The sequence below is a fragment of the Paenibacillus sp. FSL K6-2524 genome, assembly GCF_038005525.1.
GTDB lineage: Bacteria > Bacillota > Bacilli > Paenibacillales > Paenibacillaceae > Fontibacillus > Fontibacillus anaericanus.
This window is the reverse complement of the sequence record NZ_JBBOSP010000001.1, coordinates 6,190,888-6,203,612: the sequence shown is the minus strand read 5'-3', so window position 1 is coordinate 6,203,612 and position 12,725 is coordinate 6,190,888. Positions and strand designations below refer to the sequence as shown.

The 12,725-nt window shown below is 43.0% G+C and carries 12 protein-coding genes; 11 read left to right on the top strand and 1 reads right to left on the bottom strand.

The features are described from left to right. Positions 1-14 precede the first annotated feature (14 nt). The 4 genes from NST85_RS28810 to NST85_RS28795 all read left to right on the top strand — a co-directional run bounded on the left by NST85_RS28810 (position 15) and on the right by NST85_RS28795 (position 3,976). Positions 15-977, top strand: coding sequence for an ABC transporter permease (locus tag NST85_RS28810; RefSeq protein ID WP_127191497.1), 963 nt, complete (start codon positions 15-17; stop codon positions 975-977). 27 nt (positions 978-1,004) lie between these two features. Then, positions 1,005-1,913 (top strand): oligopeptide ABC transporter permease, encoded by a 909-nt coding sequence (opp4C, locus tag NST85_RS28805; protein WP_127191685.1) that lies wholly within the window; start codon positions 1,005-1,007, stop codon positions 1,911-1,913. Between the two features lie 111 nt (positions 1,914-2,024). Next, on the top strand, positions 2,025-3,014 hold the full coding sequence (locus NST85_RS28800; RefSeq protein WP_127191498.1) for an ABC transporter ATP-binding protein: 990 nt from the start codon (positions 2,025-2,027) through the stop codon (positions 3,012-3,014). Then, positions 3,011-3,976 (top strand): ABC transporter ATP-binding protein, encoded by a 966-nt coding sequence (locus tag NST85_RS28795; RefSeq protein WP_127191499.1) that lies wholly within the window; start codon positions 3,011-3,013, stop codon positions 3,974-3,976. The genes NST85_RS28800 and NST85_RS28795 overlap by 4 nt, the downstream gene beginning before the upstream one ends. 338 nt (positions 3,977-4,314) lie before the next feature. Here NST85_RS28795 and NST85_RS28790 read toward each other — a convergent pair whose 3' ends face one another. Next, a complete protein-coding gene (locus NST85_RS28790; RefSeq protein ID WP_127191500.1) occupies positions 4,315-5,391 on the bottom strand; it encodes a helix-turn-helix domain-containing protein in 1,077 nt (358 codons plus the stop codon). Between the two features lie 355 nt (positions 5,392-5,746). Here NST85_RS28790 and NST85_RS28785 point away from each other — a divergent pair, with 355 nt between their 5' ends. The 7 genes from NST85_RS28785 to dnaB all read left to right on the top strand — a co-directional run bounded on the left by NST85_RS28785 (position 5,747) and on the right by dnaB (position 12,577). Beyond that, on the top strand, positions 5,747-6,796 hold the full coding sequence (locus NST85_RS28785) for an LCP family protein (protein WP_211350066.1): 1,050 nt from the start codon (positions 5,747-5,749) through the stop codon (positions 6,794-6,796). Positions 6,797-6,965: 169 nt separating this feature from the next. Then, positions 6,966-7,406, top strand: coding sequence for a CBS domain-containing protein (locus NST85_RS28780; protein WP_341191043.1), 441 nt, complete (start codon positions 6,966-6,968; stop codon positions 7,404-7,406). Between the two features lie 119 nt (positions 7,407-7,525). Then, positions 7,526-7,828: a MazG-like family protein gene (locus tag NST85_RS28775; protein ID WP_211350067.1), complete on the top strand. Its 303-nt coding sequence runs from the start codon at positions 7,526-7,528 to the stop codon at positions 7,826-7,828. 7 nt (positions 7,829-7,835) lie between these two features. After that, positions 7,836-8,780 carry a DUF2232 domain-containing protein gene (locus NST85_RS28770; protein ID WP_341191042.1) on the top strand — a complete coding sequence of 315 codons (945 nt, stop codon included), beginning with the start codon at positions 7,836-7,838 and terminating at the stop codon, positions 8,778-8,780. Between the two features lie 11 nt (positions 8,781-8,791). Continuing rightward, positions 8,792-10,774, top strand: coding sequence for a DHH family phosphoesterase (locus NST85_RS28765; protein ID WP_341191041.1), 1,983 nt, complete (start codon positions 8,792-8,794; stop codon positions 10,772-10,774). Continuing rightward, positions 10,771-11,214: a 50S ribosomal protein L9 gene (gene rplI / locus NST85_RS28760; RefSeq protein WP_127191504.1), complete on the top strand. Its 444-nt coding sequence runs from the start codon at positions 10,771-10,773 to the stop codon at positions 11,212-11,214. Before NST85_RS28765 ends, rplI begins: the two co-directional genes overlap by 4 nt. 1 nt (position 11,215) lies before the next feature. Next, complete coding sequence (dnaB, locus tag NST85_RS28755) at positions 11,216-12,577, top strand: replicative DNA helicase (RefSeq protein ID WP_127191505.1); 1,362 nt, start codon at positions 11,216-11,218, stop codon at positions 12,575-12,577. The last annotated feature ends 148 nt before the right edge of the window (positions 12,578-12,725 follow it).

The following is a 12,725-nucleotide window of genomic DNA, read 5'->3' as shown; positions in this document are numbered from 1 at the left end:
CAGGGGGAATAAGAATGAAGCAGTATATCATTCGACGGCTGTTGCAGATGATTCCTACGCTAATCGGCATTTCAATCATTATTTTTGCCATTTCAGCGATGGTACCAGGGGATTACATTACAGCGCGGGCGAATCCGAATATGTCTATCGAAAAGCAGGAACAACTAAGAGCCATATACGGGCTGGATAAGCCAGACTATCAACGTTATTTCATATGGGCAGGTAACATGATTAAGGGTAATTTCGGGGATTCTATGCAGCACAAAAAACCCGTAACTGCCGTTATTAATACTTTTGTATGGAATTCATTTATTATCGGATTCTGTTCGTTGATCCTTAGTTGGAGTATTGCGATTATTACGGGTATATTTTCTGCCAAGTTTCAATATTCGCTATTTGATAAAATAATTACACTGTTAGTTTTTATATGTATGTCATTACCTTCCTTTTTTATAGGTCTATTGTTGATCAAATTCCTCGCACTAGACTTGAAGTTATTCCCAGTCGGTGGGATGACAACAGCGGGGTTAAATGGTAGCGGATGGATTTATATTAAAGATGTAATTAAACATGCATTCTTACCTATTATGGTACTGACCATGTTGTCTACGGGTAGCTTAACGCGTTACTTCCGTACCAGTATGCTCGAAGTTATTAGGCAGGATTATATTCGGACTGCCCGGGCGAAAGGTCTTAAAGAACGAACAGTCATTTTTAAGCATGCATTTCGGAATGCGATGATTCCTGCAATCACTCTACTTGGGTTTGAACTGCCTGCTTTGTTCGGTGGAGCTATGATTATGGAGCAAATATTTGTTTGGCCTGGTATCGGTCATGTGTATCTTAGTTCGATTAATATGAGAGATTATCCCTTTATGCTAGGGTTTACAATCTTTCTAGCTATGCTGACCTTAGTGGGTAATTTGCTCGCCGACGTGCTCTATGGAATTGCAGACCCCAGAATTCGTTTAAAGTAGGAGGAGATTGCGTTGTCTGCTGATGTTATGCCTATAACAAAGAATACAAATTCCCCAGCCAAGGCTGTTGATTCGCCGTGGAAGACGGCATGGCGCCGTTTTACCAAAAATCGGCTTGCGGTAATCGGATTTATATTGATAGTGTTTATGTTTATGTTCTGTTTCTTAGGTCCGCTTTTCTCGCCATATAATCTTTTTGATTATAATTCTAAGCTTAAGAATCTAGCACCTAGCTCAACTTATTGGTTGGGTACAGATAAGCTTGGAAGAGATATGCTGCTTCGCGTGATGTTGGCTGGTCGGATTTCCCTTTTAGTTGGACTTGTTGCTACATTAATAACCGTAATAATCGGTGCTACATTGGGCGCATTAGCTGGATTTTATGGGAAATTTGTAGATACAATTATTATGCGAGTTGCCGATATTTTTATGGCACTTCCGTCACTGCCCATCTTGATTATTTTGGGAGCTGTTCTATCTGATCTTAAGGTTCATCCGAATATTAGAATATATTATCTAATGGTGATTATTGGAATTCTAAACTGGACTACTCTAGCACGACTTGTACGGGGACAGATTCTTACGCTTCGTGAACAAGAATTTATGCAAGCGACTGAAGCACTCGGTCTTAAGGATACTCGGAAAATATTTAAGCATTTATTGCCGAACACGGTTCCTGTTATTATCGTTACCGCAACGCTTAGTGTAGCTGGTGCAATTCTATCGGAATCAGCACTGAGTTTCCTAGGTATTGGTGTCGTACCACCAACCCCATCTTGGGGTAACATGATTTCGGCAGCAAATAATTTGATTGATTTCCGCAAGAGACCTTGGTTATGGATTCCACCAGGCACTTGTATTCTTATCACAACCGTAGCGATTAACCTGATTGGTGATGGACTTCGCGACGCATTAGATCCTAAAACTAAGAAATAAACATTCATTTGATAAAAAGTACAAGTGATTGATGCAAGCAGCGAGGGCTGCTGCCTTGAACAACGTCGGTCTCATGGGTGAGGCCGATATCTTCAAGATGGGAGATGCAATATGGCAAAAGATTTAGTAGAGTTCCGTAATTTGGAGACACACTTTAAGACAACAGCAGGCACAGTAAAAGCTGTGGACAGTGTAAGTTTTACCATTCGTGAGGGTGAAACGTTATGTGTTGTTGGTGAGTCGGGTTGCGGTAAGAGTGTGACAGCAATGTCGCTTATGCAATTGATAGAAACACCGCCAGGGCAAATTGTCGGAGGAGAAATCTTTTTCGAAGGAAAAGATCTGCTCAAATTAAGTAAAAGGGAAATGTCACGGATTCGCGGCAATCAGATTTCAATGATTTTCCAAGAACCTATGTCATCCCTTAATCCAGTGTTATCCATTGGAGAGCAAATTACTGAGCCCTTGATTCTGCATATGCTGTTAGATCGTAAAGCAGCTAAGAAGCGGGCAATTGAGCTGATTAATCTCGTCGGCATACCACGTGCAGAGAAGATCTTTGATTCTTATCCGCATGAATTAAGTGGGGGGATGCGTCAGCGGATTATGATCGCCATTGCACTAAGCTGCGATCCTAAGTTGCTCATCGCTGATGAACCAACAACCGCACTCGACGTGACGATTCAAGCACAGATTCTAGACTTGATGCGTGACATTAAGCAGAAGCTCAATACGTCTATTATGTTAATTACTCATGATTTGGGTGTAGTTGCTGAAATGGCTGACTATGTGGTTGTTATGTATGCAGGTAAGGTGATCGAAGAAGCTCCTGTCTTGGAATTGTTCCAAGATCCACAGCACCCTTACACCAAAGGGTTGTTGAAAGCTAAGCCAGTTATCAACCAAAAACAAGAGCGGTTATATTCGATTCCTGGCCAAGTACCTAACCCAATTGATCTAGGTAATAACTGTCACTTCCACGAGCGTTGCGAATTCTGCATGGATATATGTAAGGAGAAGCAACCACCGTTTAGATCACATGGGAAATACACCCATAAATCAGCTTGCTGGTTATATGAGAAAGAGGGGGAAGTACTTTGAGTGAAGTCTTAATGCAAGTAGACAATTTAAAGAAATACTTCCCCATAAGCGGTGGGGTTTTTCAACGTACAGTAGGACATGTTAAGGCAGTTGATGATGTTTCCTTTCGTATACATAGAGGGGAATCCTTTGGTCTAGTAGGCGAATCCGGCTGTGGAAAGAGTACGATAGGTCGGACTATTCTACGGTTACATGAAAAGACGTCTGGAAATGTACTGTTCCAAGGCAAGGACATTTATAAGCTGCCTAAAGAAGAATTAAGACGTATGCGTCCGAAGATGCAAATCGTGTTCCAGGATCCGTTTAGTTCACTGAATCCGCGGATTAAAGTGGGGCGAGCGATTGGTGAGGCGTTGTTTGATCATGGAGTAACCGACCCGAAGGTAGTGCGTGAGCGAGTATTAGAAACGATGAATATTTGCGGACTTGCTCCATATCAATATGATCGCTTTCCACATGAATTCTCTGGTGGGCAAAGACAACGTATCGGAATTGCCCGTGCATTGATTATGAACCCGGAATTTATTGTAGCAGATGAGCCAGTATCCGCTCTGGACGTATCGATCCAAGCGCAAATTATTAATTTGCTTAGTGATTTGCAGCGCGACAAACAATTGACTTATTTGTTTATTTCGCATGATTTAAGTGTGGTAGAACATCTGTGTGACCGCGTAGGTGTTATGTATCTTGGGTCTATGGTAGAGATGGCTAGTAAGGAAGAAATGTTCCGCAATCCACTTCATCCATATACGAAGGCGCTAATGTCTGCTATTCCAGTACCCGATCCAACGTATAAGAGAGACCGGATTGTTCTACAAGGTGATATACCGAGTCCGGCAAATCCACCATCTGGATGTAAGTTCCATACGCGTTGCCCTGTAGCAACAGATCTCTGTAAGCAACAGGTACCAGAATATCGCAATATGGGCAACGATCATCTTGTTGCTTGCCACCTTGTGTAAAAGGGTAACTATATAAGTAGAATTACTAATTTGATTACAAGCTGCGAAAGTGAAATGTTCTTACGATCGCTGTTGTCCCCGAATTTCTTGATTAATTTGTTTAATAGGTTGAAATTCGGGGACAAAGGCGAACGCTCCGCTTCTTCAGAATCATTTCACTCCCTCCGCCATATCATCTTTATTTAATATTACTAATATAGAAGATTTTACAGAAACGTCAGGGCATTTTTCCCTGACGTTTTTAATTCTGGTTCAAAGCTTTTCTAGGAAAGCTAACTAGCGATCGTAAGGAGAATCCGTCAGCATTGCGGTCCTCGATCGACGACCACTTCCGATTTTCATTTAATTTTATTAATAATCTCTATATATTGTGAATCTCCATAGCCTACTGTTGGGAACAGAGCAAATAACCTCTTAATTAATTCTGATGTCGTTAAATCTTTATTTTTAGAAATATATTTTACTACTTCATTATCTTCTTTGAGCATATTTAAATAGATGTCTATGGCCTGATACATGACGGGAAGTAGTTCATTTGATGGTTTAGTATGATGGACCAATACTTCTTTGTATACAGAATAATAATGGCCTAATTTAAGTTCAGTTTGATTAACTTTAAATTCATCCTCTCTGAAACTGTTTAAGAATACTTTCCCCTCATAACCTGACTGTTCAAGATAGGAAAGTAGGGTAAGCAGGTTCATTTGACAAAACATGTCTTCACCAAACCACAATACGATACATTTATATTCGTTATTAAAAAGATTGTCTAATGGATCAATGACCTTATTGATATAATTCTCTACTGAATCATGATGTCCGAAAGCTCGTGTGTATATAAACTCTTTATCAAAAACTTGTTTTGTGGTCGCATTTACACACATGGCTTCATTAAATGGAGCGTAATCAGAATCTCCCATGAGTCTGTTATCTTTAAAATTCTCATACATAATTTGCCCATTCAATATGTTGAGTACGTCTTTGTCAAACAACTCGCTATGCTTATGTTGTAACCGTTCAACCTCAATTTTTCTAGAAACGTCCATTTTACACCATTCCTCGTCTTTATTCAGAGTGAGTTTAACAAATGACTGAACAGGCAATTGGTTAAGTTGATATTCTCTAGGACTGATACCAAATACAGTTTTAAAGGCTCGGCTATATGCTTCTTGCGAAGAATAATCGTAATCAAAGGCAACGTCAATTATCTTCCTGTTATTTGCCAAATCTTTCGTGGATAAATACAATTTTCTAAAAAGAATATAGCGCCTAATACTTATACCTGTTACTTGGTGAAATTTAAACGAACAATAATAAGGGGAATATCCCATATAAATAGATAGTTCATTTAATGAAAATTGATTATTTAAATTGTCTTCAATCCAATCAATCATAAGCTGTAGCTGTTCGTTCATCTATCTCACTCCTAAATAAAATTATAAGAGGTAATCATTTCTTTTATTTGATATTTCTTGTGGTATATAGGGCACTATTTGTATCGAAATTCCTCCATGTGTTATTGTGGTATAGTACGGAAAGTATCCGATAGGGTTCATTTGGTTTCTTCGCCGGACTGGTAATCTTGATGCAGCATCAATAAATGTCACTGTTCCCGACTGGTAAGCTTTGTTAAATTAATATTACTATTTTGTAGCTTCTATTTGAAAACTTGATATTACAATTATAGAAGAGAGCTTACTATGCGGACTTGATTCTATTAATCTATATTCTATTATTCTATTATTCTAAAACCACAAATGGAGGCAGACGATATTGGAAAGAACGACACGAGTACGTAGCAAGCAAAGTAACAAACAAAATAAAAATAAGAAGCGTAAAAATAGAGGAAAAGTTGCCCTGATCACGCTATTGGTCTTGATTATTGCGGGAACAGGGGGTTATATATTCCGGGAGCCGTTAGCTCTCATGACGTTTGATTTGTTCTTTTCTGGACAAGTGGAGAAACAGTTGGAGAAATCCTATGCTCCCATAGAGGGAGAGGTTGCTAAGCCTGTCGTGGTAGCAAAGGAGATCGATCCGTTTAGTATGCTTTTACTAGGTATTGATCAGCGTGAGAATGAACCTTCACGTTCTGACACCTTAATTTATTCGGTTGTACGTCCGCAGGATTCCAAGGTATTGCTCATATCGATTCCGCGCGACACCTATACCGAGATTGTCGGCAAGGATAAGGAAGATAAGATCAATCACGCCTACGCTTATGGCGGTGAGAAGATGGCTAAGGATACAGTGAAGAACTTTATTGGGTATGATCTGGATTATTATGCAGCAATTAATTTCGAGGGACTTCGTGAAGTAGTGGATGCACTAGGCGGTATTGAGCTTCCGATTACCGAAGATATCGTGAATAAAGAAAAAGATCATGAGAAGTTTACGATCAAAGCGGGAAAGCCACTATATGATGGGCAAGAGGCTTTGAACTATGTCCGCTACCGTGAGGATAGTGGTGTGAATCGGACGAAGCGGCATCAGGTGTTTCTAAATGCACTAGTAGATCGGATGCTGAAATTGAATCAAGTATCTAAGATACCTGATTTGATTGATATGCTTGGAGATAATTTCAAGACCGATATGCAACCTAATTCAATTATCGAGCTAGCGAAGACCATATTGCTTGGTGGGCGTCCTGAAATTAGCGGGTTTACGATTGTTGGTGAAGGCAAACGCATGAATGGTGTTTACTACGATATTGCGAATGAAGAGGACCTAGCATTTGCCAAGCAGATGATCGAAAACTGGTCCAATCCGGATACGAAGACAGAAGAACTCATCAAACCTGAATCACGGGAACAAGAGTAAGAATGAGAGGCACTAAGGTATCATATTTTAAATAAGGGCCATTTGGCTCAGGCTTATCCTTCGGCAGTCCGGTCTCCGGCTGCCGATTTGTCGCCATTGATGGAACGATTGTTGTTTTGAAACGTTACAAATAGGGGAATCTGAAAAGGTAAGGGAGGATTTTGTTCTCATGAATATTGCGTTCTTTTTATTGCCGAAGAATGATGTCGTCGCGGTTACAATGGATTACACTTTGCGGCAAACGCTGGAGCGAATGGAATACCACCGGTACACTGCCGTTCCGATTATCGGTAAGGATGGGGTGTATGTAGGAACGGTGACGGAAGGTGATCTGCTCTGGTATATGAAAAATTCAGGCGGAAAGGTTACTTTTGAGACCGCTTCAAAGTTTCTGTTAAAGGATGTTCCACTGAAAATGGACATCAAGCCGGTACTGATCGATGAGAATATGGAAGGTCTAATTAGTTTGGCTAAGGTCCAAAACTTCGTTCCCGTTGTAGATGATATAGGGCGATTTATCGGAATTGTACGCCGTAGCCAAATTATTGAATATTGTGAGAAACTGGTCACACGAGAGCGAGAGCTTCAAGCGAATAATGAGAATAGATGAAAAATTTTTATCTATAAAGGGTTTTTATAGTACCGATTTGGTTTGCATCTCGTGGAGGAATTGCTTTATGCTATAATGAAGAATAAAGCTATTTTTGGGGAGGTTTGAAGCTGTCCGCTATGCATAAAGAAATGGATGTGGCCAAACGCGCCAAAGTGATTGAATGGCTCAAAACGGAAGTAGTCGATCACGTAGCCCGTTTATTCAAAGCATTGTGGGAAGGCAGCACGACACGGGTAAGTGACAGTCTCGCTAGTCTGATCGTCAGCAGTTATATTCTGGGGCGCAGGCTTGGTGTATCGTATCGTAATTTGGACGATACCATTCTGGAAAAATTAAAGAAACACAAACAAGAAGGACATCAACTGGAAGATTGGTACCAGGATATCTCCACACTTGAAGATCATTTGCGTAAGAGGTGAAACAATTTTGAAATCGCACTGGACATCAATCGCCTGGAGCTTCGCTTATTTGTTGCTCCTATTATCACTCGTTACTCCACTTACTGTCATTACGGCTTTTCTCCTCGTAGTTCCAGGTACATTGCTCTACACGATGCTGCCACGCAAGAAGTTTCTCGTACATATTGCGGGAGTCTGGATTGCGTTGCTTGCCATTGGCACGCTGATGGGGAACTATATATTTGGAGCGGTATTATTGCTTCAAGCTGTTTATTTCATGATACCGTCGATCGCGATGGGGCATTTATACAAGAAGCACGCTTCTGCTGTCAAGATTGTGATCACGGGAATGGGAGTTATACTGCTCGAGTTCCTATTGCTTCTAAGCATAGGTTCATTATTCTTTGATTTCAACTTGGCGTCGTCTATTGAAGATATTATGAGTACGGCAGTGACTCCGCTGCAAAATGTAACGGATACGACTCTGACGGGTGGCATGGTATGGTCCCCAGAGATGACAGAGAAATTCTCGACGTATGCAGTGCGGTTTATTCCGTTTACATTGATCCTTTGTTCGTTGTTAATTTCCTCAATTACACATGTCATTGTTAGACCAACATTAAATAGCATGGGACACGTTGTATCTAAGATGCCTCCGCTACGTGATTGGAGGCTGCCACGATCACTAATCTGGTATTATCTAATCAGCACTTTACTTATTATGTTTGCTGGACCTTCCGCGAGTGAAGGGTCTCTGGGTATGATATTGGATAACTTGATTCCGTTGCTTCAGGTTCTCTTCATTATTCAGACGGCCAGTTTTGTCTTCTTCGTGGCTTATCATAAGAAGTGGTATCCTGTGATTCCTGTATTACTCGTATTGGCGCTGCCATTTGTACCGGGATTATGGATTGCCGGGCTATTGGATATTGCATTTCCGCTGCGTGAGATGATTACTAGATCAAGACGATAGGGTGAGAAGGCATGCCTAATTTGTTACAAAAACGTTGGCACGGGTATCAGACCGTGTGGGTGTTCATGCTTCAACTCTTGCTCGTCATTCTCATCTCTTCTTATAATTGGATACTGGGTCTGATAGGTCTGTGTCTAGTTATTGGTTTGACGTATATGATGCTCATGGCGGAACGACGCTTCCGCAAGGAACTAGTTATGTATGTCACGGATTTGACGTATCGAATTAAGCGGGTAGAGGGAGAAGCGGTCGGACGTTTACCGTTTGGCATTCTGCTCTACAATGAAGATCGGACAGTGGAGTGGCATAATCGTTATGTTGGCGGGGTTTTTGGTCAGGAGTCGGTGGTTAGGAAACCGTTGTCTGAGTTGTTGCCTCCATTACCGCAATTGATCAAGGATAAGAAAGAGAGCAACAGTGCTAGGTCTACGGTAGAGATTATGTTGGACCTCCGGTATTATGAGTTAACCATCGATACAGATGAACGATTGATATATATGCATGACATAACGGAACTCGCTGTGTTACGTGAACGATATGAAGATGAGAAGGCTGCGTTTGGTATCGTGATGCTGGACAACTTAGATGAGGCAACCCAAGGGATGGATGATCAGCAACGTACGGCGTTAATCGCCCGGGTAACAACCGCAATTACAGAGTGGGGTAAGCAGTATAGAGTTTATCTGCGGCGGCTGTCTTCTGAGCGGACGCTTATGATATTGAATCAAAAGTCGCTCAGTGAGCTAGAGCAGAGCCGCTTTGTTATTCTGGATGAGGTCCGCGAGATGACAGCGGACCTCAAGGTGCCGATGACGCTTAGTATCGGCCTTGCTTTTGGAGCCGAGAGCTTCAGTGAACTGGGCGAGCTTGCGCAGTCCAGTTTGGATATGGCTCTCGGGCGGGGCGGGGACCAGGCCGCTGTGAAGGCCGGTCAACGCTTGTCGTTCTATGGCGGCAAGACGGGCGCCACAGAGAAGCGGACACGCGTCCGCGCTCGTGTTATCGCGCATGCGCTACGCGATTTGATGCAAGAAAGCGATCGTGTGATTATTATGGGTCACCGCATGCCCGATCTGGATGCGATTGGTGCATCCATCGGGGTGCTGAAGGCAGCTGACATGTATAAGGTTGAATCTTATATTGTTCTGGATGGTTCGAATCCAAGTATTGATCGCTTGATGGATCGAATCGAGAAGGAAGAAGTGTTGGCACGGCGGTTCATAACGCCGGAACAGGCGATGGCAATTATGACGGAGCATACCTTGCTTGTGCTAGTGGATACGCACAAGCCGTCGATGACGATGGAGCCCAAGCTTGTTGCTGAAGCCACGCGGATTGTAGTGGTGGATCATCATCGACGTGGTGAAGAATTCATCAATGACGCGATGCTCGTATATCTTGAACCGTATGCCTCTTCTACTTGTGAGCTAGTTACGGAACTGTTGCAATATGTTCATGAGAAGGTTGTAATCAGCCCTCTCGAAGCAACAACCTTACTGGCGGGTATCACGGTGGATACGAAGCAATTCGCACTGCATACAGGCTCACGAACCTTCGAGGCTGCGGCCTTCCTCCGAAGGGTCGGTGCAGATACGATGATGGTACAACGTCTACTGAAGGAAGATCTACAGGAATACATGGCTAAGGCGGATATTATCAAGCATGCCAGATTAATTTATGGCAATATTGCGATCGCTGTATCCGAGCCTGGCCATCCTATTCCGCAGCTGTTGATCGCCCAAGTGGCCGATACGCTGTTGAATATGACGAATGTGCTTGCTTCGTTCGTTATTAGTGAACGACCTGATGGTCTCATTGGTATCAGTGCTCGTTCACTAGGTAGCATGAATGTGCAGGTTGTGATGGAGCGACTAGGTGGTGGCGGACATTTAACAAATGCCGCAGTACAATTAGAAGGAAGCCAGGCAGAAGCAGAGAAGAGATTGCTGAAAGTACTGGATGAAATAGACAAGGAAGAGGGGTTATTCGAATGAAGGTTATATTCTTGAAAGATGTGAAGGGTCAAGGTAAAAAGGGTGAAGTCAAGGAGGTTTCTGAGGGGTATGCGCAGAACTTTTTGCTTCCACGTGGACTTGTTTCTATAGCAACAGGTGGTAATGTGAAGACGCTTGAGAATCAAACAGCGGCAGAACAGAAACGCAAAGAACAGGAGAAACAAGAAGCGATCGAATTAGGCAAGAAATTGGAAGAGATGACGATTGTCTTGAAGGCTAAAGCCGGTGCAGGTGGACGTCTTTTCGGAGCAATTACGAGTAAGCAAGTAGCAGAAGCCGTAGTAAAGGCAGGCTATAAGATCGATAAACGTAAGATTGAAATGCCAGAACCTATTCGTGGACTTGGTGTGACTCAGATTCCTGTTAAGCTTCATCCTGAAGTGAAGGCAACGATTAAGGTTCAAGTAACGGAGGAATAAGATGGCTACGGATAATTATTTCGACCGAATCCCTCCGCAGAATTTAGAGGCGGAACAGGCGGTACTAGGAGCGATTCTACTCCAGTCCGAAGCTTTGATTACAGCGATGGAAAGGGTGCGGACAGAGGATTTCTATGACAAGCCGCATCAATTAATCTATGACGCTATGGTGCAGTTAGGTGAGGATAGTCATCCGATTGATCTGGTGACACTCACTTCATTGTTGCAAGATCGGGGCGAACTGGAGGATATTGGCGGAGTAAGTTATTTGTCCAAGCTGGCTCATGCTGTACCAACGGCGGCTAATGTTGAATATTATGCACGGATCATTGAAGAGAAATCAATGCTCCGTCGTTTGATCAGGGCGGCTACGCAGATTGTTAGCGATGGGTATACCGGGGGCGAAGATGTCTCGGGGTTGCTAAGCGATGCGGAGCGGCAGATCTTAGAAATTTCAAATCGCCGATCGGGTAGTGGATTTATCGCTATTCGTGATGTGCTAATGGAAGTGTTCGAGAAGATTGAGCATCTCCATATGAATAGTGGACCAACAACGGGTATTCCTTCGGGCTTCGTTGACCTTGATAAGATGACGGCTGGTTTCCAGCGGAATGATCTCATCATCGTTGCCGCACGGCCTTCTGTCGGGAAGACGGCGTTTGCCCTTAATATTGCCCAGAACGTGGCGGTCCGTGCTAAAGAGACCGTTGCGATCTTCAGCCTAGAAATGTCAGCTCCACAGCTTGTACAACGGATGATTTGTGCCGAGGCTAATCTCGATGCGAGTATCATGCGTACGGGGGAGTTTAAGAACGATGCAGATTGGTCTAAGTTAACGATGGGCATTGCTGCCTTATCAGAGGCTGAGATTTATATCGATGATACACCAGGGATTACCGTTGCCGATATTCGCGCTAAATGTCGTCGGTTGAAGAAGGAGAAGGGACTTGGGATGATCGTCATCGATTACCTTCAATTGATTCATGGACGTGGAAAAGCGGGGGAGAATCGGCAGCAGGAAGTATCCGAGATATCCCGGACATTGAAGCAGATTGCGCGGGAACTGGAAATTCCAGTTATCGCACTGTCTCAGCTTAGCCGGGGCGTAGAGCAGCGGCAGGACAAGCGTCCGATGATGTCTGACCTTCGGGAGTCGGGTTCCATCGAGCAAGATGCCGATATCGTAGCGTTTCTATATCGGGACGATTATTATAATCAGGAGACAGAGAAGAAGAACATTATCGAGATCATTATTGCTAAGCAGCGGAATGGTCCGGTGGGTACGGTTGAGCTCGTCTTCCTCAAGAACTTTAATAAATTCGCGAATTATGAACGAGCGCATACCGATTCATTTGCGGGCTGACGGGATACCGTCAGGCCGTATTTTTTTGCCCAAAAAAACTTTTAAGGGCTTAGAATCCCTCACTGATGGAACAAATAGGCACAGCTCATATCGGCTGTTTCAGACTTTATCCTATCAGCGGGCACACCCATATCATTAAAGACGATAA